Annotated in this window: 21 protein-coding genes; 14 read left to right on the top strand and 7 right to left on the bottom strand. The window is 71.6% G+C overall.

Annotated elements, in window-relative coordinates; genetic code table 11:
- The first annotated feature begins 202 nt into the window (after positions 1–202).
- The 4 genes from ACFHW1_RS07840 to aceE all read left to right on the top strand — a co-directional run bounded on the left by ACFHW1_RS07840 (position 203) and on the right by aceE (position 5,296).
- Positions 203–1,114 (top strand): ATP-binding cassette domain-containing protein, encoded by a 912-nt coding sequence (locus ACFHW1_RS07840; protein WP_416556317.1) that lies wholly within the window; start codon positions 203–205, stop codon positions 1,112–1,114.
- The gene (locus ACFHW1_RS07835) at positions 1,101–1,898 is read left to right on the top strand and encodes an ABC transporter permease subunit (RefSeq protein ID WP_416556316.1); all 798 of its coding nucleotides are present in this window, start codon (positions 1,101–1,103) and stop codon (positions 1,896–1,898) included. The genes ACFHW1_RS07840 and ACFHW1_RS07835 overlap by 14 nt, the downstream gene beginning before the upstream one ends.
- Positions 1,899–1,983: 85 nt before the next feature.
- Positions 1,984–2,388 carry a YjbQ family protein gene (locus ACFHW1_RS07830; RefSeq protein ID WP_199757666.1) on the top strand — a complete coding sequence of 135 codons (405 nt, stop codon included), beginning with the start codon at positions 1,984–1,986 and terminating at the stop codon, positions 2,386–2,388.
- 145 nt (positions 2,389–2,533) lie between these two features.
- On the top strand, positions 2,534–5,296 hold the full coding sequence (gene aceE / locus ACFHW1_RS07825; RefSeq protein WP_416556315.1) for a pyruvate dehydrogenase (acetyl-transferring), homodimeric type: 2,763 nt from the start codon (positions 2,534–2,536) through the stop codon (positions 5,294–5,296).
- A 73-nt stretch (positions 5,297–5,369) separates the two neighbouring features.
- Here the strand turns inward: aceE and ACFHW1_RS07820 are convergent, their stop codons facing one another.
- Positions 5,370–5,840: an SRPBCC family protein gene (locus tag ACFHW1_RS07820; protein WP_416556314.1), complete on the bottom strand. Its 471-nt coding sequence runs from the start codon at positions 5,838–5,840 to the stop codon at positions 5,370–5,372.
- A 190-nt stretch (positions 5,841–6,030) separates the two neighbouring features.
- Here ACFHW1_RS07820 and gltX point away from each other — a divergent pair, with 190 nt between their 5' ends.
- Positions 6,031–7,464 carry a glutamate--tRNA ligase gene (gene gltX, locus ACFHW1_RS07815; protein ID WP_416556313.1) on the top strand — a complete coding sequence of 478 codons (1,434 nt, stop codon included), beginning with the start codon at positions 6,031–6,033 and terminating at the stop codon, positions 7,462–7,464.
- A 16-nt stretch (positions 7,465–7,480) separates the two neighbouring features.
- Here the strand turns inward: gltX and ACFHW1_RS07810 are convergent, their stop codons facing one another.
- Positions 7,481–8,053 (bottom strand): copper resistance CopC family protein, encoded by a 573-nt coding sequence (locus ACFHW1_RS07810; RefSeq protein WP_416556312.1) that lies wholly within the window; start codon positions 8,051–8,053, stop codon positions 7,481–7,483.
- A gap of 267 nt (positions 8,054–8,320) precedes the next feature.
- Here ACFHW1_RS07810 and ACFHW1_RS07805 point away from each other — a divergent pair, with 267 nt between their 5' ends.
- A complete protein-coding gene (locus ACFHW1_RS07805) occupies positions 8,321–8,968 on the top strand; it encodes a hypothetical protein (RefSeq protein WP_278170509.1) in 648 nt (215 codons plus the stop codon).
- A 56-nt stretch (positions 8,969–9,024) separates the two neighbouring features.
- Here the strand turns inward: ACFHW1_RS07805 and ACFHW1_RS07800 are convergent, their stop codons facing one another.
- Both ACFHW1_RS07800 and ACFHW1_RS07795 read right to left on the bottom strand, forming a co-directional pair.
- Positions 9,025–9,270, bottom strand: coding sequence for a hypothetical protein (locus ACFHW1_RS07800; RefSeq protein ID WP_416556311.1), 246 nt, complete (start codon positions 9,268–9,270; stop codon positions 9,025–9,027).
- Entirely contained in the window at positions 9,270–9,962 is a 693-nt protein-coding gene (locus tag ACFHW1_RS07795; protein ID WP_416567519.1) for a phosphatase PAP2 family protein, read from the bottom strand. Before ACFHW1_RS07795 ends, ACFHW1_RS07800 begins: the two co-directional genes overlap by 1 nt.
- A 58-nt stretch (positions 9,963–10,020) precedes the next feature.
- Between ACFHW1_RS07795 and ACFHW1_RS07790 the strand changes: the two genes are divergently transcribed.
- The 5 genes from ACFHW1_RS07790 to fabF all read left to right on the top strand — a co-directional run bounded on the left by ACFHW1_RS07790 (position 10,021) and on the right by fabF (position 15,098).
- Positions 10,021–11,223: a PucR family transcriptional regulator gene (locus tag ACFHW1_RS07790; protein ID WP_416556309.1), complete on the top strand. Its 1,203-nt coding sequence runs from the start codon at positions 10,021–10,023 to the stop codon at positions 11,221–11,223.
- 137 nt (positions 11,224–11,360) lie between these two features.
- Positions 11,361–12,566 (top strand): acyltransferase domain-containing protein, encoded by a 1,206-nt coding sequence (locus ACFHW1_RS07785; protein ID WP_416556308.1) that lies wholly within the window; start codon positions 11,361–11,363, stop codon positions 12,564–12,566.
- Between the two features lie 38 nt (positions 12,567–12,604).
- Entirely contained in the window at positions 12,605–13,549 is a 945-nt protein-coding gene (locus tag ACFHW1_RS07780; RefSeq protein WP_416556307.1) for a beta-ketoacyl-ACP synthase III, read from the top strand.
- An 86-nt stretch (positions 13,550–13,635) separates the two neighbouring features.
- Positions 13,636–13,875, top strand: coding sequence for an acyl carrier protein (locus tag ACFHW1_RS07775; protein WP_123602866.1), 240 nt, complete (start codon positions 13,636–13,638; stop codon positions 13,873–13,875).
- Positions 13,872–15,098, top strand: a complete 1,227-nt coding sequence (fabF, locus tag ACFHW1_RS07770) for a beta-ketoacyl-ACP synthase II (protein ID WP_416615143.1) — start codon at positions 13,872–13,874, stop codon at positions 15,096–15,098. Before ACFHW1_RS07775 ends, fabF begins: the two co-directional genes overlap by 4 nt.
- Positions 15,099–15,182: 84 nt before the next feature.
- On the opposite strand, the gene ACFHW1_RS07765 is transcribed toward fabF, so the two are convergent.
- Both ACFHW1_RS07765 and ACFHW1_RS07760 read right to left on the bottom strand, forming a co-directional pair.
- Entirely contained in the window at positions 15,183–16,922 is a 1,740-nt protein-coding gene (locus ACFHW1_RS07765) for a glycoside hydrolase family 3 protein (protein ID WP_416556305.1), read from the bottom strand.
- Between the two features lie 93 nt (positions 16,923–17,015).
- Positions 17,016–17,507 (bottom strand): DUF3145 domain-containing protein, encoded by a 492-nt coding sequence (locus ACFHW1_RS07760; protein WP_416556304.1) that lies wholly within the window; start codon positions 17,505–17,507, stop codon positions 17,016–17,018.
- A gap of 394 nt (positions 17,508–17,901) precedes the next feature.
- Between ACFHW1_RS07760 and ACFHW1_RS07755 the strand changes: the two genes are divergently transcribed.
- A complete protein-coding gene (locus tag ACFHW1_RS07755) occupies positions 17,902–18,231 on the top strand; it encodes a hypothetical protein (protein ID WP_278170518.1) in 330 nt (109 codons plus the stop codon).
- A 100-nt stretch (positions 18,232–18,331) separates the two neighbouring features.
- Here the strand turns inward: ACFHW1_RS07755 and ACFHW1_RS07750 are convergent, their stop codons facing one another.
- Entirely contained in the window at positions 18,332–18,991 is a 660-nt protein-coding gene (locus tag ACFHW1_RS07750; protein WP_416615141.1) for a carbonic anhydrase, read from the bottom strand.
- Between the two features lie 508 nt (positions 18,992–19,499).
- Here ACFHW1_RS07750 and ACFHW1_RS07745 point away from each other — a divergent pair.
- On the top strand, positions 19,500–21,644 hold the full coding sequence (locus ACFHW1_RS07745) for a HelD family protein (protein ID WP_416556302.1): 2,145 nt from the start codon (positions 19,500–19,502) through the stop codon (positions 21,642–21,644).
- Positions 21,645–21,689: 45 nt separating this feature from the next.
- Positions 21,690–22,598 carry a cation diffusion facilitator family transporter gene (locus tag ACFHW1_RS07740; RefSeq protein WP_416556301.1) on the top strand — a complete coding sequence of 303 codons (909 nt, stop codon included), beginning with the start codon at positions 21,690–21,692 and terminating at the stop codon, positions 22,596–22,598.
- Positions 22,599–22,663 lie beyond the last annotated feature (65 nt).

The raw sequence follows: 22,663 nt of genomic DNA, 5'->3' as shown, positions 1-22,663 counted from the left end.
TTGGACACGGCAGCGCAGCCGCGCCGCCAGGGGGGTCACTTGCGGGCGGCGGATAGCATAAGGTTCAGTACGTTCTGAACGTTCGTAACAACCGTTGATCGTAACAACCGTTGATCGTCACAGCCGTTGATCGTCACAGCCGTTGATCGTCAAACGCTTCGAGGCGCAGCGTCGACAACCCGAGTCAAGGAGGCGAGGTCCGATGGCTGACCCGGCCATCCGTACCGAGCAGTTGATCAAGACCTACGGCCGTAACCGCGGCCTTACCGGTCTCGACCTACAGGTCGAGACCGCCGAGGTGTACGGGTTCCTCGGCCCCAACGGGGCCGGCAAGTCCACCACCATCCGGCTGCTGCTGGATCTGATCCGCCCGACCAGCGGCACCGTGCGGGTGCTGGGGCTCGACCCGCACGCCGACGGTGTCCCGCTCCGCCGACGGATCGGCTACCTGGCCGGCGACTTCATCGTGGACGGCCGGCAGACCGGCCACGAACTCCTCACCTACCTGGGTAACCTGCGCGGCGGCGTGCCGAAGGCCCGGATCGCAGAGCTGGCCGACCGGCTCGACCTCGACCTCGGTCGGCGGATCAAAGGGTTGTCCAAGGGCAACCGGCAGAAGGTCGGCGTCGTGCAGGCCTTCATGCACTCCCCCGAGCTGCTCATCCTCGACGAGCCGACCAGCGGTCTGGACCCCTTCCTCCAGCAGGAGTTCGTCGCGATGGTCCGTGAGGCTAAGGCCGCCGGGCAGACCGTCTTCATGTCATCGCACGTGATGAGCGAGGTGCAGCAGACCGCCGACCGGGTCGGCATCATCCGCGACGGCCGGCTGATCACCGTCGAACGGGTCGAGGACCTACGGGAACGAGCGGTACGCCGGATCGAGATCGTCTTCGACGCACCGGCGCCGGTCGACGAGTTCGCGATGGTTCCCGGGCTCAGCGACGTCGTGGTGCGCGACAACCGGCTCAGTTGCCGGCTCGACGGGCGAGCCGATCCGCTGATCAAGGCGGCGAGCCGGCACACCGTCGTCAGTTTCCTGGCCGAGGAGCCCGACCTGGAGGACCTCTTTTTCACCTACTACGAGCGGACGGAGACCGACGGTGTTGCTGCGTAACCCGTTCACCAAAGCGCTGCGCGACAACCGCCGGTCCATGCTGGGCTGGGCGGTGTCGATCGCAGCGGTCGGCACCATGTACGCCGCGTTCTGGCCGACCATGCAGACACCGGAGATGGCGGATGCGCTGGCCGCGTATCCGGAAGGGATGCTGGAGGTACTCAACTTCGACGACGTCACCAGCCCTGCCGGCTATCTCGGCAGCGCCGTCTACGGGCTGCTCATCCCCCTGCTCGTTGCAGTGTTCGGGATCGCCGCCGGGGCCCGGGCGATCGCCGGTGACGAGGAGGCCGGGTCGCTGGACCTGCTGCTCGCCCACCCGGTCAGCCGGGCGCGGGCCGCGCTCCAGCGGTTCGCCGCGCTGGTGGTCGGACTGGTGCTCACCGGGGCGCTGCTGTGGCTGGCGCTGGTGGCGATCCGTGGTCCGGCCGAGTTCACCGCCGTCGGGGTCGCTGCGCTGGCCGCGATGACCCTGCATCTGGTGCTGTTCGGCACCGCGTTCGCCGCCCTGGCGTACGGCGTGGGGGCCGCTACCGGCAGCCGGGCGACGGCGCTCGGCGGCGGCGCGGCGGTCGCCGTGCTCGGCTACCTCGCCAACGCCGTCCTGCCCCAGGTCGACGCGTTGGCGTGGGCCCGCCACGTCTCCCCGTTCCACTGGTACCTCGCCGGCGATCCGCTGGTGAACGGGGTGCAGGTCGGCGGCGTACTGCTGCTCGCCGGCTTCGCCGCGGTCTGCGTCGCAGTCGGCACCTGGCGCTTCACCCGCCGCGACATCGCCGTGTGAGGATTCCGCCGGCTGGCCGGTCGGGTGGATGCGGCACCTGCCGTGCCCACCCGGCCGGACCGACCCGGCTGCCACACTGGCAGGCATGGACTCCGACGTGATCTCCATCCGGACCGGCTCCCGGCCCGTGGTGCGCGACATCACCGCCGAGGCGGGGCGGTTCGTCGCCGGACGCGGCGACGGGCTGCTGCACGTGTTCGTACCGCACGCCACCGCCGGCATCGCGATCATCGAGACCGGTGCTGGCTCCGACGACGATCTGCTCACCGCCCTGGACCAGCTGCTGCCCACCGACGACCGCTGGCAGCACCGGCACGGCTCGCCCGGGCACGGCCGGGACCATGTGCTGCCGGCGTTCGTCGCCCCGTACGCGACGTTGCCGGTGCTCGACGGCCGGCTCGCTCTCGGCACCTGGCAGTCGGTCTGTCTGGTCGACCCGAACGGGGACAACGCCGACCGCAAGGTCCGGTTCTCCTTCCTCGCCGGCTGACCCGCGCTGCCCGGAGCCGGTCGAAGTTACCGTCTGGTACCTGTGTCCCAGATCGCCTCTATGGCGACCGCACGTGACGCAACCGGCCTCCAGGGGGCAGGATGGTCAGCAGAGACCTATCCCACACACAACTGAGGGAACGCCTGTGGCCACGGAACGCAAGCGCCCGGTGATCAGCGACGGCCTGCCGAGCCAGCTTCCGGACATCGACCCTGAAGAAACCAGCGAATGGGTCGAGTCACTCGACGGAGTGATCGACGAACGCGGCGCCAAACGCGCCCGCTACGTCATGCTGCGCCTGCTCGAACGGGCTCGGGAGCGTCAGGTCGGGGTGCCGCCACTGACCACCACCGACTACATCAACACGATTCCGCCGGAACGCGAACCCTGGTTCCCCGGCGACGAGATGATCGAGCGGCGGATCCGCGCGTACATCCGGTGGAACGCCGCGGTGCTGGTGCACCGCGCGCAGCGGCCGGAGATAGGCGTCGGTGGCCACATCTCCACGTACGCCAGCGCGGCGTCCCTCTACGAGGTGGGGATGAATCACTTCTTCCGTGGCAAGCAGCACCCCGGCGGCGGTGACCACATCTTCTTCCAGGGGCACGCCTCCCCCGGCATGTACGCCCGCGCCTTCGTCGAGGGCCGGCTGTCGGAGCAGCGCCTCGACGGCTTCCGGCAGGAGCTGTCGCACGCCGGGCTCGGCGGCGGCCTGCCGTCGTACCCGCACCCGCGACTGATGCCGGACTTCTGGGAGTTCCCCACCGTCTCGATGGGCCTCGGCGCGATCAACGCCATCTACCAGGCCCGGTTCAACCGGTACCTGCAGCACCGGGGCATCAAGGACACCTCCGACCAGCATGTGTGGGCGTTCCTCGGCGACGGTGAGATGGACGAGCCGGAGTCGCTCGGCGCGATCGGGGTGGCCGCCCGCGAGGAGCTGGACAACCTCACCTTCGTGATCAACTGCAACCTGCAGCGGCTAGACGGCCCGGTGCGCGGTAACGGCAAGGTGATGCAGGAGCTGGAGGCGTTCTTCCGGGGTGCCGGCTGGAATGTGATCAAGGTCGTCTGGGGTCGGGAGTGGGATCCGCTACTCGCCGCGGACACCGACGGCGCGCTGGTCAACCTGATGAACACCACGCCGGACGGCGACTACCAGACCTACAAGGCCGAGTCCGGCGCGTACGTACGGGAGCACTTCTTCGGCCGCGACCCGCGTACCCGCAAGATGGTCGAAGGGCTGTCCGACGACGAGATCTGGAACCTCAAGCGCGGCGGACACGACTACCGCAAGCTGTACGCGGCGTACAAGGCAGCGACCGAGCACACCGGCCAGCCGACGGTGATCCTGGCCAAGACGATCAAGGGCTGGACGCTCGGCGAGCACTTCGAGGGCCGCAACGCCACCCACCAGATGAAGAAGCTGACCCTGGACGACCTGAAGACCTTCCGGGACCGGCTCTACCTGGACGTGCCGGACGAGCAGTTGGAAGCCAACCCGTACCTCCCGCCGTACCTGCGCCCGGCCGACGATTCCCCGGAAATGACCTACCTGCAGGAGCGCCGCAAGGCCCTCGGCGGGTACGTGCCGACCCGGCGCACCGCCGCCCGCCCGCTGGCGGTGCCGGGCAGTGAGCGGTTCAGTGACGTCAAACGCGGCTCCGGCAAGCAGAAGGTCGCCACCACGATGGCCTTCGTCCGGCTACTCAAGGACATCATGAAGGACCGCGAGTTCGGCAAGCGGTGGGTGCCGATCATCCCGGACGAGGCGCGGACGTTCGGCATGGACTCGCTGTTCCCGACGCATAAGATCTACTCACCGCACGGGCAGAAGTACACCGCGGTGGACCGGGAGCTGTTCCTGTCGTACAAGGAGTCGACCGCCGGGCAGATCCTGCACGAGGGGATCAACGAGGCCGGGTCGGTGGCGTCGTTCACCGCCGCCGGCACGTCGTACGCCACCCACGACGAGCCGATGATCCCGCTGTACATCTTCTACTCGATGTTCGGCTTCCAGCGCACCGGTGACGCGTTCTGGGCGGCGGCCGACCAGATGGCCCGCGGCTTCGTCCTCGGGGCCACCGCCGGGCGGACCACGCTCAACGGCGAGGGCCTGCAGCACGAGGACGGTCATTCGCAGCTGCTCGCCGCAAGCAACCCGGCGGTGGTCGCCTACGACCCGGCGTTCGCGTTCGAGATCGCCCACATCGTGGAGAACGGCCTGCACCGGATGTACGGAGAGTCGCCGGAGAACATCTTCTACTACCTGACGGTGTACAACGAGCCGATCGTGCAGCCGGCTCAGCCGGACGGGCTCGACGTGGAGGGCCTGCTCAAGGGGCTCTACCGGTACGCGGCGGCACCGCAGGTGAGCCGGGCCGACGGCGGCGAAGCGCCCCGGGCGACGATCCTCGCCTCCGGCACCGGTATGCAGTGGGCGCTCAAGGCGCAGCAGCTGCTCGCCGAGGACTGGGGGGTGGCCGCCGACGTGTGGTCGGTGACCTCCTGGACCGAGCTGCGTCGGGACGCGGTGGCCTGCGAGGAGCACAACCTGCTCAACCTGGGCGGTGAGACGCGGGTTCCGCATGTACGCACGGCGCTGGCCGACGCACCGCAGTCGGTGGTCGCGGTCAGCGACTGGATGCGGGCGGTGCCGGATCTGATCGCCCGGTGGATTCCGGGCGACTACACCTCGCTGGGCACCGACGGGTTCGGGTTGTCGGACACCCGGCACGCGTTGCGGCGCCACTTCCATGTCGACGCCGAGTCGGTGGCCGTGGCGACGTTGCGGCAGTTGGCGTTGCGCGGCGAGGTGCCGGCCGAGGTGCCGGCTGGCGCCGCCAAGAAGTACGCGATCGACGACGTCAACGCCGCTCCGGTCGGGGAGACCGGCGGCGACTCCTGATCGATCCACGGCCGACCACGGCCGACGGGCCCTGGCGGGTGACCGCCGGGGCCCGTTCGCGCGGTCGGGTCGGTCAGCAGATGTTGGTCCGGTCGCCGGCGCTGGCGGCGTGCCGGGCGGCGGCCAGGTCGGACAGGCGCCCCAGGGAGGTCTCCAGGTCGGCACCGACCCGGTGCTTGCCGAGTCGCAGCAGGGTCGCGCTGACCTGGCCGGCCGGCCACCGTACGACGGTCAACCGCACGGCGGTGCCGTCCCCCTCCGGGGTGAGTTCGACCTGCACCTCGGTACGGGCCTCGGCTCGCAGGCCGGGGCCGGCGGCGCGTTCCCGCCAGGCGATCAGCTTGGGCGGCTGGAACTCGATGACCTCGGCGTCCGCGGCGGCGCCGTCCGAGGTGTGCACCCGCATCCGGCGGATGTCGCCGCCGATCACCTCGGCCTGGCGGACGCCGGCGAGCCAGTCCGCCAGCAACGCGGCCTGCCCGACCACCTCCCAGACGGTGTCGATCGGGGCCTCCGCCCGTCCGCTGCGTTCGATGAGGATCATCTGCCTGCCTGTCTCTGCCTGCTCGTCCTGACAGGCGCAGCCTAAATCACATTCTCCACAAAAGGTGCAGACTTCGCTGTTCGCCCGGCCGGCACCGCGACCGCCGCACGCCGACCGGGGCCGACCGGAGCCAACGGCAGTGACCGGACCTGGCCGTCGGGCGGGGATCGGCCGCCCGTAGGCTGGGGCCGTGACGGTACGCGTACGCTTCGCCCCATCCCCCACCGGTATGTTCCATGTCGGCGGTGCCCGGTCAGCACTGCAGAACTGGATCTACGCCAAGCAGCACGGGGGCGTGTTCGTACTTCGGGTGGAGGACACCGATGCGGCCCGCAACCGCCCCGAGTGGATCGAGGGGATCCTCAGCGCGCTGGACTGGATCGGCATCCGTCGTGGTTCGTACGAGGGGCCGTACTTCCAGTCGACCAACGCCGGCGAGCACCGCGCGGCGGCCGACCGGCTGCACCAGTCCGGGCGTGCCTACTACTGCGACTGCGCCCGCGCCGACGTGCAGGCCCGCACCGGCAGCGAGTACCGCGGGTACGACGGGTTCTGCCGCGACCGGGGTCTCGACGCCGGTGCTGGACGGGCCCTGCGGTTCCGCACTCCGGACACCGGCAGCACCACGGTCGTCGACCTGATCCGCGGCGAGCCGACGTTCGAGAACCAGTTGATCGAGGACTTCGTCATCGCCCGGGGCGACGGCTCACCGGTCTTCCTGCTGGCCAACGTGGTCGACGACATCTCCCAGGGGATCACCCATGTGATCCGCGCCGAGGAGCACCTGCCGAACACCCCGAAACAGCAACTGCTCTGGGCAGCACTCGGGGTCAAGCCACCGGTCTGGGCGCACGTACCGGTGGTCGTCAACGAGAAACGCCAGAAGCTGTCCAAGCGCCGCGACAAGGTGGCGCTGGAGGCGTACCGCGACGAGGGGTACCTCGCCGACGCGATGCGCAACTATCTGATGCTGCTCGGCTGGGCGCCGAGCAACGACCGGGAGATCGTGCCCTGGTCGGTGATCGAGGAAGAGTTCCGGCTGGAGGGGGTGAACCCGTCCCCGGCGTTCTTCGACGAGCGAAAGCTACGCGCCTTCAACGGCGAGTACATCCGGGCGCTGCCGGTCGAAGACTTCATCGCTGCCTGCCAGCCCTGGCTGACCGGGACTCCGTCGGCACCGGCGCCGACCGGCAGCGGTATCGCGCCGCCGCCGTGGCGGGCGACCGACTACGACCCGACGACGTTCGCGGCGGTCGCCCCGCTCGCTCAGACCAGGATCGCCGTACTCAGCGAGATCGTCGCCAACGTCGATTTCCTCTTCCTCGACGTCCCGGTGATCGACGACGCCGCGTGGGCAAAGGCGATGAAGGACGGCTCGGCCGACCTGCTGGACGCGACGATCGCCGCGTTCGCGGCGCTGCCGGACTGGTCCGCCGAGCCGTTGAAGGCGGCCCTGGAGCAGGTCGGCGCCGGTCGTGGCCTCAAACTCGGCAAGGCCCAGGCACCGGTACGGGTCGCGGTGACCGGCCGATCCGTCGGGCTACCGCTGTTCGAGTCGCTGGAAGTCCTCGGGCCGGAGCGCACGTTGCGTCGGCTGCGCGACGCGCGCGCCCGGCTCGACTGACGCTGCGACGGTCAGGTCAGGTGCTACGGCGGCGGACGAAGAACGCTCCGGCCGCCACGGCGACCAGCAGGACGACGGCACCGACCAGCCACGGCCACCAGGGCGTCGACTCGGTGGAGCTGGTCGCCTGCGGCGTCGGCGCCGGGGTCACCTCCGGTGTCGGTTCGGCGGCGGTGGGGCTGGGCACCCCGGTCGGTGACGGATCAGCGGTCGGCTCGACACCGACCGTCAAAGTGAAGGCAAGTGTGCCTTTGACCCAGTGCCCATCAGTAGACAACACATTGTAGTCCACTGTGTATTCGCCGACGGGTCCGGGACGGAACGGCACGCTCACCGCCTTGCCGTCCACTACGGGCGCCCCGGTGGACGCCGCAGCGCCGTCCGGACCGGTCACACTCAGTTCGGTCTGCTCCTGGTTGAGATTGGCCAGAAAGGTGAGGCGGACCGTCTCGGGTGCCTGCGCAAGCTCCGCGCCGTCAGCCGGATCGCTCCCAGTCAGCACGTTGTGCGCCTGGGCCGGTGCTGCCCCGAGCAGCACCGCGAGCATCCCGACGAACACCGCGAGCAACACCCCTGGTACGCGTACCACCCTGTCCCCCACCTGTTGCGATCGCCCGATACGATCGGTCGCCAGACAACGTACCGGGCCGCCATCGGCCGACCTCCCTGGTTGGTCGGTCACCGGTCGTCGATAGTTCCCGAAAAATCCGTCCAGCGGGTGCAACCGTCCAGGGTCATGCGGAGTCTCTCACAGTGAGGGTCCGCGCCCCCGCCCGCCGCTGATTACGTCGGGCAGCCATCGGGTAGTGAGCACATCGACTAGGGACCTGACCTCCGCGGGGCGAGGGAGTTGACCATGGGACAGCGGGCAGCCAGCCGTCTCTTAGCGGCCGGTGCGCTGCTCCTGGCATTCGGCACGTCCATTTTGTCGGCGAACCGGGTGTACGCGGCACCACCTGCACCAACGACCGTCACCATCGAAGGTGACGACCTGCCGGAGCCGCTCGCCGTGCACGCCGACGCCGACGCCGAGTTGTTCGCGGCCGTGCTGAGCCAGGTCAGCTGGCTCACCGGACCGGGTCAGACCAGTTCCCCGGAGCCGGGTGACCTCGGCCCGAAGTACCTGGTCGTGGTCATGGTGGCGGACGAGCCACACCGCACCTACGAGCTGTATCCGCTGGCCGAGGGTGGCCCGCGCGCGTTCCGACCGGCGGAGCAGCCCGGTGACGGCAAGACCACGGCCGGCTGGTTCTTCGGCCGGCTGACGATGTCCGAGACGCTGCGGGCGGCCGGCGCACCGCTGCCGGCCCGCCCGGACAGCATCAGCGGTGGCATCGGCGGCGGTGAACGGGTGATCCCGGAGGACGCGCTCAACCCAGGTGAGGACATCGACAAGATGCTCACCGACCTGCGACAGGTCATGATGCTCAACGCCGCCGTGGTAGTCGGCATCACCCTGGGTATCGCGGGGATCGCCCTGCTGGTACGCCGCCGGACCAGGTGACCGGCCGGGCCGTGCAGGTGACCGGCCGGGCCGTGCAGGTGACCGGCCGGGCCGTGTCAGCACCAGCGGTGCGGCGGGCGTTCCCGACGTACCACCCGGGAGTTCGGCCGGACCCCGAGGTGACGGTGCGCGCTCGCCCAGCCCCGTTGCCCCGCGCAGCAGGTCGACGGCGGCCGCGGGTCGGCCGGGCCGCCCCGGCCGGTTCCCTGCCCGGTCAACGTCCGACCGGGTGACGGTTGGTCCCGCTCCCCCGGATGGTCCCGCTCGACGCCGCCGCTGTGGCCAGCCCCCAGGTACGCCATCACGAACTCCTCACCTCGCACGAGCCGTCCCGAGACGACACCTTGCCAGGTACCAGGCCGGCCGCCGCCGGCCCCCCCGCCCGTGGTGACCAGAGGCGGGCAGCCAGCGCCACCACCGTCACCGCCGCCAAGGCGCCGCCGATCACGTCGACCGGCCAGTGCGCGAGCAGCACCAGCCGGGTCGCCGCGATGAACAGCGCGCCAGCTCCGGCGAGCACCGCCACCAGCAACCGCCCGGTACGCCGTACCCCGGGCCAGACCAGCAGGACGACCGCGAACGCCGCAGCCGCGGCGTTGGTGGTGTGCCCGCTGGGGAAGCCGTTGGCGGCGATCGTCACGAAGCCGTCCGCCGGGCGGGGCCGGTGCAGCAGCCACTGCCCCAGTTGCCAGCTGACCGGGGCCGCGACGGTCACCGTCGCGCAGAACCAGGCCCGGGGCCGGTCCCGGCGCAGTGCGAACAGGGTGGTCGCGGCGACTCCGACGGCCAGGAACGACAGCGTCGCCGCCAGATCGGTGGCGGCCCGCAGGACCGCCACCAGCGTCGGCCGGTCGGCGGCGTAGGCCCGCAGCCCGTCGGTCACCGGGGCGTCCAGTCGGGCGACCAACGCGGGAGCCACCACCAGACCGGTGGTCAGCGCCGCGAGGACGAGCAGGGCCAGCAGCGGTACGACCAGCGGCGGACGGGCGATCATCAGCACATGTTGGCACGGCCGGCGCGGGCGTGCCCGCTGGCCGTGACACCCTGACGGGGTGGCGACCAAGCGCAACGACGCCGGGCTCACCGCGACCCTGCGTCGTATCGAGCGGTCGGCCGGGGCACTGGCGACCGCGAGCGTGGCCCGGATGGACGAGACCCTGCCCTGGTTCCGGGAGCTGCCCGCCGACCAGCGTTCCTGGGTGATGGTGATCGCCCAGGCCGGGGTGCGGTCCCTGGTGGAGTGGCTGCGCGACGGTGGCGGCGCGAACGGGAGCCCGCAGGAGGTCTCCGACGAGGTCTTCGCCGCGGCGCCGCGGGCGCTGGCCCGGTCGATCAGCCTGCAGCACACTGTCGCCCTGATCAAGGTCACCATCGACGTGGTCGAGGCGCAGGTGCCGCACCTGGCCGCGACCGGCGAGGAGTCGCTGCTGCGCGAGGCGGTGCTGCGGTTCTCCCGGGAGATCGCCTTCGCCGCCGCCCGGGTGTACGCGCGGGCGGCGGAGTCGCGCGGCGCCTGGGACGCCCGGCTGCAGGCGCTGCTGGTCGACGCGCTGCTGCGCGGCGACTCGTCGGACGTGCTGGCCAGCCGGGCCGCCGCGCTGGGCTGGACCGATGCCTCGCCGGTGTCGGTGGTGGTGGGGCGGTCACCGGGCGGCGAGGTCAGCGCGGTTCTGCAGATCGTCTACCGGGCCGCCCGGCGGATCGGGGTGGAGACGATCGGCGGCGTGCACAATGACCGGCTGGTGGTGGTGCTGGGCGGGGCGGCCGATCCCGCGGCGGCGACCGGCAAGCTGCTGAGCGCGTTCGGCGCCGGCCCGGTGGTGGTCGGACCGATGGTGGCCAGCCTGGACGAGGCGACCGAGTCGGCTCGGGCGGCGCTGGCCGGATACCGAGCGGCGCCGGCCTGGCCGGCGGCGCCCCGCCCGGTCGCGGCGACCGATCTGCTGCCGGAGCGGGCCCTCGCCGGTGATCCCGAGGCCCGCCGTCGGCTGCGCCGCGACGTGTACGGAACCCTGGTCCGGGCCGGCGGGCAACTGCTGGAGACCCTGGACGCGTTCTTCGCCGCCGGGGCCGTGCTGGAGGCGACAGCGCGGGCACTGTTCGTACATCCGAACACGGTGCGTTACCGGATGCGGCGCATCGGTGAGGTGACCGGGCTGTCGCCGTTCGCCGCCCGCGACGCGTACGCGCTGCAGATGGCCCTGGCGATCGGCCGGCTGGATCCCCCGCCGCTGCTGCGCACCTCGCCTGACTGAACGCGCTTCCGAGCAACATTTGCGGGCAAAAGACGTGCACATCCGACGATATTTGTAGGAATCCTCCAACGGCGGTAGTGCGGATTGGTATCTCAGCGCACCCAAGTGACCCGTGGGTATCAGGAAGAGTCATAGCCGTGCTCGCCGTACTCTCCCCCGGCCAGGGGTCCCAGAAGCCCGGCTTCCTCACCCCGTGGCTCGACCTGCCCGGCGCCGAGGCCCGCCTGCGGTGGTGGTCCGCGCTCGCCGGGGTCGACCTGGTGCACCTCGGCACCACCGCCGACGCCGACGAGATCAAGGACACCGCTCGCACCCAGCCGCTGCTGGTCGCCGCGGCCCTGCTCGCCGCCGAACACCTGCCTGGCGGATCACCGGCCGGGCACCGTCGGGGCGGGCTGTACGACGTCGCCGTCGTCGCCGGTCACAGCGTCGGCGAACTCGCCGCCGCGTCGCTGGCCGGGGTCCTGCCCGCCGAGTCGGCCATCACGCTGGCCGCGGTCCGGGGCCGGGAGATGGCCGCCGCCTGCGCGCTGGAACCCTCCGGGATGGCCGCCGTGCTCGGCGGCGACCGGGACGAGGTGCTGGCCGCGATCGACCGTCACGGACTGCACCCGGCGAACCACAACGGAGCCGGTCAGATCGTGGTGGCCGGAGCCACCGGCCAACTGGAGAAGTTCGTCGCCGAGCCGCCGGCCCGGGTCCGGGTGGCGGTGCTGCAGGTAGCCGGGGCGTTCCACACCCCGTACATGGCCCCGGCCGAGCAGGCGCTCGCGAGCGTCGCCGCCGGGATCATCCCGGCCGACCCCACCCGAATTCTGCTGTCCAACCTGGATGGCGCGGCCGTCGACCACGGCCGGGAACTGCTGCAACGCCTCGTCCGGCAGGTGACCGCACCGGTGCGCTGGGATCTGTGCATGCACACCCTGGCGGACCTCGGTGTCACCGGAATACTGGAGCTGCCACCGGCCGGCACCCTCGCCGGTCTGGTCAAGCGGGAGTTCAAGGACCGCGGCGTGCCGGAGATCGTCACCCTGAAGACCCCGGACGACCTGCCTGCGGCGCGGGCCCTGATCGCCCGGCACGGAATGGCCCCCAGCCACGAGCCCACCAGGCAGTTCCGGATCGTCGTGTCGGCCAGCGCCGGCACCTTCGAACCAGCTGCCGGACTCGCCGAGGGCGACCCGCTCACCGCCGGTCAGATCATCGGACACGTCACCACCCGGCAGGGTCCGGTCGAGGTCGCCGCACACGACGCTGGTGTGCTCACCGAATGGCTCGCCCACCACGACGACCCGGTCGCACCGGGCCAGCCGCTGGCCCGGATCAGCGGTTCCGCACTGTGAGCGCGCGCCCCGACAGCGCGCCGGGAAAGGCAGCAACCATGACCGGATCGCAGATCGTGGCACTCGGGCACTACCAGCCCTCCCGGGTGGTCACCAACGACGAACTCGCCCAACTGGTGGAGACCGACGACGCCTGGATCCGGGACCGTGTCGGTATCGTCACCCGCCGGATCGCCGACTCGGAGACCGTCGCCGACATGGCCTCGGCGGCGGCCGAGAAGGCGCTGGCCAACGCCGGCCTCACCGCGGTCGACATCGACCTGGTGGTGGTAGCGACCTGCACCGCCATCGACCGCAGCCCGAACGTCGCCTGCCGGGTCGCGGCCCGGCTCGGCATCACCGCCCCAGGCGCGTACGACATCAACACCGCCTGCTCGGGCTTCAGCTACGCGCTCGGCACCGTCGACCACGCCGTACGGGCCGGTGCCGCACGCAACGCCCTCGTCATCGGCGCGGAGAAGCTCTCCGATTTCACCAACTGGACCGACCGCTCCACCTGCATCATCTTCGGCGACGGCGCCGGTGCCGCCGTGGTCACCGCCACCGGCGGCAACGAGCCGGCCGGGATCGGACCGGTGGTCTGGGGCTCGGTTCCGGACAAGAGCGACGCGGTACGCATCGAGGGTTGGCGGCCGTACATCGAGCAGGAGGGCCAGTCGGTGTTCCGGTGGGCGACCACCGCGCTCGCCCCGTTGGCCCTGCAGGCCTGCGAGCGCGCCGGGGTCGACCCGACGGAAATCGCCGCCTTCGTCCCCCACCAGGCAAACGCCCGGATCATCGACGGCATCGCCAAGCGGCTCGGGATGCCCGGCGCGGTCGTCGCCAAGGACATCGTCGAGTCCGGAAACACCTCGGCGGCCAGTGTGCCGTTGGCGCTGTCGAAGCTGGTCGAGCGGCGGGAGATCCCGTCCGGCGCCCCGGTGCTGCTGTTCGGCTTCGGCGGTGGACTCACCTACGCCGGGCAGGTCGTCCGCTGCCCGTAAGCTCCTACCGCCCGCTCCGAGGTGGAGCGGGCCGCCCGCCGATCCGGCAGGCATCATTGGTTCAACCGAGAGGAAAGTAGAAACCCATGACCCGTGACGAGATCACCGCCGGCCTCGCCGAGATCCTCGAAGAGGTCGCCGGGGTCAACCCGGACGACGTGGCCGGCGACAAGTCGTTCACCGATGACCTGGACGTCGATTCGCTCTCCATGGTCGAGGTCGTGGTGGCCGCCGAGGAGAAGTTCGGCGTGAAGATCCCGGACAACGAGGTGCAGAACCTCAAGACCGTCGGCGACGCGGTCGCCTACATCGAGACGCAGGCGTGACGATGGTCGACGTCGTCGTCACCGGGCTCGGCGCGACGACCCCGCTCGGCGGGGACGTCGCGGCGACCTGGGATGCCATGCTCAACGGCAAGTCCGGAGTCGACAAGCTCACCCACGACTGGGCCGCGCAGCTGCCGGTCCGGATCGCCGCCGAGTTGGCGTCCGAACCCGCCGAACGGTTGGACCGGGTCAAGCTGCGCCGGCTGGACCGATCCGAGGCGATCGCGCTGATCGCCGCAGGTGAGGCGTGGACGGACGCTGGGCTGGACGACGCCGGCGTCGACCGGGAACGGCTCGGCGTCAGCATCGGTTCCGGCATCGGCGGCGCGCTCACCCTGCTCGCCCAGGACGACATCCTGGAAGCCTCCGGGCCCCGACGGGTGTCGCCGCACACCGTACCGATGCTGATGCCCAACGGCCCGGCCGCCTGGGTCGGGTTGGAGTTCGGTGCGCAGGCCGGCGTCCACTCGGTCGCCAGCGCCTGCGCGACCGGCGCGGAGGCGATCGCGCTCGGCCTGGACATGATCCGGGCCGGCCGGGCCGACGTGGTGATGGCCGGCGGCACCGAGGCCGTGGTGCACGGCCTGCCGATCGCCGGTTTCGCCGCGATGCGGGCCATGTCCACCCGCAACGACGACCCGGAACGGGCGTCGCGACCATGGGACAAGGCCCGCGACGGGTTCGTCCTCGGTGAGGGTGCCGGCGTCGTGGTGCTGGAACGGGCCGAGCACGCGGCGGCCCGCGGCGCCCGGGTGTACGCCCGGCTCGCCGGGGCCGGGCTCACCTCCGACGGGTACGACATGGTGCAGCCGCACCCCGAAGGGCTCGGCGCGGCCCGGGCGATCCGGCTGGCCCTCGCCGACGCCGGAGCATCCGGCGGCGACATCCTGCACGTCAACGCGCACGCCACCTCGACCCCGGCCGGCGACCTCGCCGAGCTGGTGGCGCTACGCGAAGCGATCGGCGACCACCCGGTGCTGACCGCGACCAAGTCGATGTCCGGCCATCTGCTGGGTGCGGCCGGCGCGTTGGAGTCGATCGCCACCATCCTGGCGATCCGCGACAGCGTCGTCCCGCCGACAATCAACCTGGACGACCCGGACGACCAGCTCGACCTCGACGTGGCAGCGCAGAAGGCTCGACCGATGGACGTACCCGCCGCGTTGAACAACTCGTTCGGATTCGGTGGGCACAACGTCGCGCTCGTCTTCACCCGGGTCTGATAGCCGACCGGGTCACGACGACAGCCGGCGGCGCTCCGGCCCGCCACGGCCGGAGCGCCGCTGGCGCCTGGTCGACGCGCGTTGTCAGCCGGTGCAGCTGGTGGCGGGCAGGGCGGACACTGGCACCGGCAACCGGCCGGGCGCCGGTACGGCACCCCGCAGTACGTCGGCCAGCGCGGACATCGACGCCGGGCTCGAGGAGTAGGTGGCCAGCAACGTCGCGGACCGGGCCTCGGCAAGCAGGTGCGGGGTGTCCATGGCAACAGTCACCGCCGCGTCGACGTTCAGGTCGGACGGGCCGTCGCCGTAGCCGACCAGGTGCACGACCGTACCGCCCTGGCCGACCACCTCGACGCCGGCGGCGCGCAACTCCTCGATCAACAGCGCCCGGGTACGCTCCCGGCCACCCGAGGCGGTGACGGTCACCGGCCCGTCGACCCCGGCGCAGTTCCCACGCACCTGGGTAACGGCGGCGGCGGCCAACCGCCGGGCGGCTGCGTAGTGGTCTTCGGCACCGAGCACCGTCATCGGCGGGGTGGGCTCCTCGGCGAGCCGCTGTTTGAGGGTCAGCACCCGGGTGACCGCCTGCACAAGTCGCGCCCGGGGCAGTGACCCGTCGCGCAGCGCGGCGAGCAGACCCTCGTATGCGGCCGTCACGTCCGGCGGCATGAGGATCAGGTCGTTCCCGGCGTTGATCGCCGCGACGGCCGCGTCGCCGGGCGACAACACGCGGGCCGGCGCCATGTTCATCCCGTCGGTGACCACCACCCCGTCGAAGCCGAGTTCGCCGCGGAGCAGGTCGGTGAGGACCTTGCGGGAGAACGTCGCCGCCACCCCCGGGTCGACCGCCGCGACGTCCAGGTGTCCGGACATCACCAGGCCGGCGCCGGCGTCGATGCCGGCCACGAACGGCGGCAGGTCGGCGGCGACGAGAGCGGTCCGGTCCTGGTCGAGCACGGGCAGGTCGCCGTGGGAGTCGACAGCGGTGTGGCCATGCCCCGGGAAGTGCTTGAGGGTGGCCGCGACGCCGGCCGCCTGCAGGCCGCGGACGGCGGCGGCGACCTGTCCGGCTGCCGCGTCCGGGTCGGCGCCGTACGACCGGGAGCCGATCACCGTGCTGTTCACCCCGAGGACGTCGGCTACCGGCGCGAAGTCGACGTTGACGCCGAGCGCCGCGAGTTCGGTACCGGCCGCCCGCCAGGCCGCCTCGGTCAGCTCCGGCTGCCCGGCCGCACCGGCTGCCATCGCGCTGGGCAGCAGCGTCACCCCCTGGTTGATCCGGGTGACGATGCCGAACTCCTGGTCGGTGCCGATCAGCAGCGGCAGCTCGCCGACGCCGTCGGGCAGCTCGGCGGCGGGCAACCGCCCGGCGGCGTCCTGCAGCCCGGTGGTCAGCTCCCGCACCTGGGTGGTGCTGTCGACGTTGGTGGTGGGTTGGTTGCTGCCGGTCGGGTCGTCGGCCGAGAAGCCGACCAGGATCAGGCCACCGACCCGGTAACGGTCGATCATCTCAGCCGGGGTGTCGACTCCGGCGAGCTGCTGGTTACCGGCCGCCGACCCCGGCGAGACCTCGGTCGCGGACGCTCCGTACGCGTACGGCATCAGCACCTGACCGACCAGATCCTCGTCACTGAGAGTCGCGGTCAGCTGGGCGGCCGGCGACGCTGCAGGGCTGGCTTTCGGTTCGCCGGAAGGGCCTTTTGGACTGCTGGGAGTGCTGGCTTCAGGCCGGTCGCCGGGTCCGGCGCAGCCGCTGGTGACACCGAGGATAGCCAGCAGAACGGAGGCGATGGTTACGCGGGGTGAGGGGAGCACACCGGCCATCCCATCAGGCTACGGTCGCGGCGGCAACCCGTGGCCGGCTGGCGTAGGTTCGTGCCCGGCTCACCCGGCCGGGTCTCTCACCCGGTGACCGGGTCAGCCCACCCGGGTGAGCAAAGTCACCGGCGCTCCTTCACCGGCGTGCCGGTACGGCTCGAGTTCGGTGTCCCAGGCGGTGCCCATCGCCTTGTCGAGGGCGTGCGCGACCGCTTCGGGAGCCGGCGACGCCGCGATGATCGCCCGGATCCGGTCCTCGCCGAGCTGGATGTCCCCGGCCGCCCCGATGGTGGCCCGGAACAGGCCGCGACCGGGTACGTGCATGAACCGCTCCCCGTCGGCACCCGGGCTGGGTTCCTCGGTGACTTCGAAGCGGGTCATCGGCCACTGTCGTAGGGCAGCGGCCAGCTCGGCCCCGGTCCCCGCCCGGCCGGTCCAGCTGCACTCGGCACGTCGGCCGTTCGGATCAAGCGGCTGAGCGGTCCAGTGCAGGTTTACCGGCGCGACAAGGACGCGCGATATCGCCCATTCGACGTGAGGGCACACGGCGAGCGGGGTCGAGTGGACGTATACGACGCCACGCGTTGGCACGGTGACCTCCCGGAGAGCGAGGTGCGTCTTCCCCTACGACCTCGACCACCGGGCGGTGGGACCAATGATGACTGGTGTGACGGGTGGTGCGCCAGTTAATCGGCGAACTGGTCACGGAAATTGTCGCCGCCCGACTCCTCGGGTCCGCCCCGCCGCTGGGAATGCCGGCTCCGGGTGCGTCGTTGTCCCTGCTGGTCGGCCGGAAACCATGGCCGAGCGCAAGGTGGCCGAGCCGATCTGCGGCCAGCCGTCCGGTAAGATGAGGGCGGCGTATGCCCGACACCCAACGAACCCGTTCGTGTGATCAGCCGCACCGCCAGCCCTGCCCGTACCACCAGACTTGCCCGTACCACCAGTCCTGTCCGTACCGTCAGTCCTGCAAGGGAGTCCCCCCGTGGCGAGCAACACCTCCAAGACCGCGCGCGCGTCAGTCCGCGCCGGCCAGGCCGGTCAGGGTGGTGCCCTGAGCGTCCTCGGCGAGTTCAAGTACCTGATCCCGCTCAACGGCGGCAAGCACGCCTATGTCCGCAACCTCACCAACGGGAAGACCGCTCACCTGCGTACCGACTCGGACGCGTTCGTGGAGGAGATCCGGTCGCTGGCCGGTGCCGGCCACGCCGCGAAGATCCGGTTGGAGATCAACGCGCTGGCGGCCGCCCACCCGGGTCACGGCTGGGAGCTGACCGAGAAGCGGCTCGTCGAGGCCGGGGTCTTCGAGGCCTGAGCATGATCTGACGGGTCGGCGACGACCCGGACCTTGGACGGCCCCGCCGGGCGACACGCCCGGCGGGGCCGTTTCCGTCGCTGGTGGTGGCGGTGGCTGCTCAGTTGAGCAGTTCCACCTGACCGTTTCCGAGGTCGTAGACCCCGCCGGTGACGTCGATCCGCCCGTCCGCGAGCGCCGCGGCGAGCAACTCCACCTGCCGCAGCCGATGCACGGTCCGCCGCACATTGGCCCGTACTGCGAGGGGCTGCACGTCGGGGTGCCCGACACCGACCTCGGTCACCGCCGGAGCGATCTGCTCCACCAGGTACCCGATGCTGCCGGCCGGGCGGCTGCCGGTGCGTTGCGCGCTGATGGTCGACGCCACCGCTCCGCACCGCTCGTGTCCGAGCACGATGACCAACGGCACACCCAACGCGCCGACGGCGAACTCGATCGACCCGACGATCGCCTGGTCCAGCACCTGAGCGCCGGACCGTCCGACGCAGATCGAGCCGAAGTTCTGATCGAAGATCGCCTCCAGCGGCACCCGCGAGTCGATGCAGCCGAGCACGAACGCGATCGGATGCTGCTCGCCGAGCGCCGCGCTGGCCGCAGCCGCCGACACGTCGTGACCGTGCCGTGGTCGTCCGGTGACGAAGCGCTCATTGCCGGCCAGCAGCTCAGCCAGCGCCTCGGCCGGGCCGGGGTGATCGGGTGGTGGCGGGCCGGACGGACGCGGTGCCCGGGAGTCCGGCATCGGGAACGACGGTGACGACATGGTTGCAGCGTGGCGTGCTACTGGCCGGTCGGGAAGGCAGTTGCGAGTCTTCTCACCGTGCTGGTTCCAGATCCGACCTACCGGGGTGCGTCCAAGTCGGGACCGCCAGCGACATCGGCGGCGGTGACGACGGTGGGCAGGCCTCAGAAGTTCAGCGTCCGGCTACCGGACGGAGCGGTGCTGCGCGGGCGGTCGAGCGGCCCGGGCGCTGCGGAACTGGCGCCCGGTCGCCCGGCTGGTCCGGCTCTACGAGGTGCCCGGAGCCGGCGTGCTGGCCAGGTGCGGCACCTGGCGACCCCATCCGGGCTCGGCAGGGCGGAGCGCGGTCGCCGGGTGCCCCGGGAGCCGGCACCGGGCTGGCGCGCGGACGGTAACGTCGTTAGGCTGCCGGGTCCGATCACGTGACGGGGTCACCACGCTCCGCCGTCGCTGCCCGGCGCCGTGACCGTCCGCCGACGGACCGGCCGCCCTGCCCCGGCCGGCCCGCCCTCGCCCAGGAGCCGCAGCGTTGACCGACGCCACCACGTTGGACCAAGAAATCGCCGCCGAGCAGCGGCACGTCGACCGGGTCTACGCCCGGTTGGCGCAGCTACGCCAGGACGCGGTACGCGCCGAGCGGGACGGCTACCGCCTCGCCCGGGTGGGCAACGTCGGCGCCCTGGTGGAGCGCGACGCGATGGTCTTCCACGCGGCCCGGCGGCGGCATCTGCTCGACGCCGAGCACGAAGGGCTGGTGTTCGGCCGGCTCGATCTACGCGACGGCGCGGTGTTGCACGTGGGTCGGCTCGGCGTGCGCGGCGAGCGGGCCGAGCCGCTGCTGATCGACTGGCGTGCCCCGGCCGCCGCCGCGTTCTACCAGGCGACGCCGGCCCGACCGCGGGGCGTGGTGCGGCGGCGCACCATCCAGTCCCGGGGCGAGCGGGTCACCGGCGTCTCCGACGATCTGCTCGATCCGGCGGCCGCGCCGGCCGGGATGCGGGTGGTCGGCGACGGCGCGCTGCTGGCCACCCTGGCCCAGGCCAAGGGACGTGGGATGCGCGACATCGTGGCCACCATCCAGCAGGAGCAGGACCAGGCGATCCGGTCGCCCGCCACCGGGGTGACGATCGTCTCGGGCGGCCCTGGCACCGGCAAGACCGCGGTCGCGCTGCACCGGGCGGCGTACCTGCTCTATTCGGACCGGAGCCGGTTCGCTGGCGGCGGCATCCTGGTCGTCGGCCCGACCGGTGTCTTCGTCGAGTACATCGCCGCGGTGCTGCCGGCCCTGGGCGAGGAGAGCGCCACCCTGAGGTCGTTGGGGTCGCTGCCACCGGGAGTGTCGGCGACCCGGACGGATCCAGCGGCGGTCGCCGTGCTGAAGGGGTCACTACGGATGCGGCGGGTACTGGAACGGGCGGTACGTGACGCGGTACCGGACGGGCCGACCGAGCTACGCCTGCTCTACCGGGGGCAGTTGCTGCGGCTGCGCGGCCCGGAGCTGGACGGCATCCGAGCCCGCGCGCTGCCCCGGGGCGCACGGCGCAACGAGGTCCGGCGGGCCGGTATCGACGGGTTGTTCGAGGCGTTGTGGGCGCAGGCCCGGCAGTTGGTGGCCCCGGCCCGGCTGCCCGGCCAGGCCGAGTTCGAGGACGAGTTGTCGGACCGGGACGATTTTCGGGACTTCCTGCGGGCCTGGTGGCCCCGGCTGCTGCCGCGACACGTGCTGGGCTGGCTGGCTCGGCCGGACCGGCTGCGTCGGTACGCGCGGGGAGTGCTCGACCCGGCCGAGATCACGGTGCTGGCCGATTCGTTCGGTGACCTGGCGGACAACGGGCTGACGATCGCGGACGTGGCGCTGCTGGACGAGTTGGACGAACTGCTCGGCCGGCCACCCCAGCCCCGCCGCCGGCACCGGGATCCGTTCCAGATGGCCGGCGGGGTGCGTGAGGTGACGACCTTCGCCGACCGGGACCGGGCGGCCCGTGCCGCCGCCCGGGAGCGGCCGGCCGACTACCGGGAGTACGCCCACGTGGTGGTCGACGAGGCACAGGACGTGTCGCCGATGCAGTGGCGGATGATCGGGCGCCGGGGCCGGCTCGCCTCCTGGACAGTGGTCGGAGATCCGGCGCAGACCGCGTGGACCGGAGATCCGGCCGAGCTCGCCCAGGCCCGGGACCGGGCGTTGGGGCGGCGGCCGCAGCGGGAGTTCCAGCTGACCACGAACTACCGCAACCCGGCGGAGATCTTCGAACTGGCCGCCGAGGTGATCCGCGAGGTCGCTCCGGACGCCCCGTTGCCGACGGCGGTCCGATCGACCGGGGTGGCGCCGCGCCGGGACCGGGTAGCTGCGGCGGTGCTGCCGGCTGCCGTCCGTACCGCGACCGCCGAGATGCTGGCCGCCGTGGAGGGGACGGTCGGCGTCATCGCCGCGGTGGCCCGGCGGGACGAGGTCGCCGGCTGGCTCGGCGAGCTGACGACCTCCCGGCTACAGGTGGTGTCGAGCCTGCAGGCGAAGGGCATGGAGTACGACGCGGTGGTGCTGGTGGCCGGCGAGGAGATCCGTGCCGAGTCCGAGGCCGGGGTGCGCACGCTCTACGTCGCGCTCTCCCGGGCGACGCAGCGGCTGGTCACCATCGACCTCGACCCGGAGTCGACTGCACATATTGCTATGTGAGCATTAGTCTACTGACGAGACGCCGGGCAACGGAGGGTGGCAGGCGTGGGAGTCGGACACGATCACAGCGCCGGGAGCACCGGCCAGCGACACTACGGGCGTCTCTGGGCCGCCTTCGCCCTGCTGGCGGGCTTCATGGTCGTCGAGGCGGTCACCGCGCTGGCCACCGGCTCCCTGGCGCTGCTGTCCGACGCCGGGCACATGTTCACCGACGTGCTCGGCATCGGCATGGCGCTCGCGGCGATAGCCGCGACTCGGCGACCGACCGGGGAGCCGCAGCGAACCTTCGGCCTCTACCGCCTCGAGGTGCTGGCCGCGCTGGCGAACGCCGTACTGCTCGCCGGGGTCGCGCTCTACGTCCTGGTGGAGGCGGCCCGCCGGTTCGCCGATCCAGAGCCGGTGACGGTCGGCCCGATGCTGATGGTGGCGGTCGCCGGACTGCTCGCCAACATCGTCGCCTTCGCCCTGCTGCGCCAGGGGGCCGGGGAGAGCCTCAACGTACGGGGCGCCTACCTGGAGGTACTCGGCGACCTGCTCGGCTCGGTGGGGGTGCTGGTGGCCGCCACGGTGATCGCCACCACCGGCTGGTGGTACGCCGACCCGCTGGTCGCCGTCGGTGTCGGGGTGTTCATCCTGCCACGCACCTGGCGGCTGGCCCGGGCCGCGCTGCGCATCCTGGTGCAGGCGGCGCCGGAGCATGTGGAGGTCGCCCGGGTCCACCGCCGGCTGGCCATCGTGCCGGGCGTCTGCGACGTGCACGACCTCCACGTCTGGACGCTCACCCCGGGCATGGAGGTGGCCTCGGCACACCTGGCCGTGACCCCGTCGGCCGATATCGGCACGGTGCTGCGGGACGCCCGGACGGCCCTGCACGACGAGTTCGGTATCGAGCACGCGACGCTGCAGATCGAGCCGCTGGCCCCCGCCGACTCCTGCGGACCGGCCGACTGGTGATTAGCAGATGCTTAAGTTTCGTGACCTTACCGCGACGGTCACAGCCACGATATACGTATATTTCT

The sequence above is a fragment of the Micromonospora sp. LOL_014 genome, from assembly GCF_048060245.1.
In the GTDB taxonomy this organism is placed as follows: domain Bacteria; phylum Actinomycetota; class Actinomycetes; order Mycobacteriales; family Micromonosporaceae; genus Micromonospora_E.
Note: the sequence above shows the minus strand (reverse complement) of the source record. Positions and strands in the feature narration are given on the sequence as shown.

Excerpts from the sequence above, each read along its gene's own strand:
- ACFHW1_RS07765 (WP_416556305.1), bottom strand. The coding sequence starts at position 16,922 with ATGGCCGGTGTGCTCCCCTCACCCCGCGTAACCATCGCCTCCGTTCTG.
- ACFHW1_RS07840 (WP_416556317.1), top strand. The coding sequence starts at position 203 with ATGGCTGACCCGGCCATCCGTACCGAGCAGTTGATCAAGACCTACGGC.
- ACFHW1_RS07795 (WP_416567519.1), bottom strand. The coding sequence starts at position 9,962 with ATGATCGCCCGTCCGCCGCTGGTCGTACCGCTGCTGGCCCTGCTCGTC.
- ACFHW1_RS07830 (WP_199757666.1), top strand. The coding sequence starts at position 1,984 with ATGGACTCCGACGTGATCTCCATCCGGACCGGCTCCCGGCCCGTGGTG.
- ACFHW1_RS07820 (WP_416556314.1), bottom strand. The coding sequence starts at position 5,840 with ATGATCCTCATCGAACGCAGCGGACGGGCGGAGGCCCCGATCGACACC.
- ACFHW1_RS07800 (WP_416556311.1), bottom strand. The coding sequence starts at position 9,270 with ATGGCGTACCTGGGGGCTGGCCACAGCGGCGGCGTCGAGCGGGACCAT.
- ACFHW1_RS07750 (WP_416615141.1), bottom strand. The coding sequence starts at position 18,991 with ATGTCGTCACCGTCGTTCCCGATGCCGGACTCCCGGGCACCGCGTCCG.
- ACFHW1_RS07775 (WP_123602866.1), top strand. The coding sequence starts at position 13,636 with ATGACCCGTGACGAGATCACCGCCGGCCTCGCCGAGATCCTCGAAGAG.
- ACFHW1_RS07805 (WP_278170509.1), top strand. The coding sequence starts at position 8,321 with ATGGGACAGCGGGCAGCCAGCCGTCTCTTAGCGGCCGGTGCGCTGCTC.
- ACFHW1_RS07780 (WP_416556307.1), top strand. The coding sequence starts at position 12,605 with ATGACCGGATCGCAGATCGTGGCACTCGGGCACTACCAGCCCTCCCGG.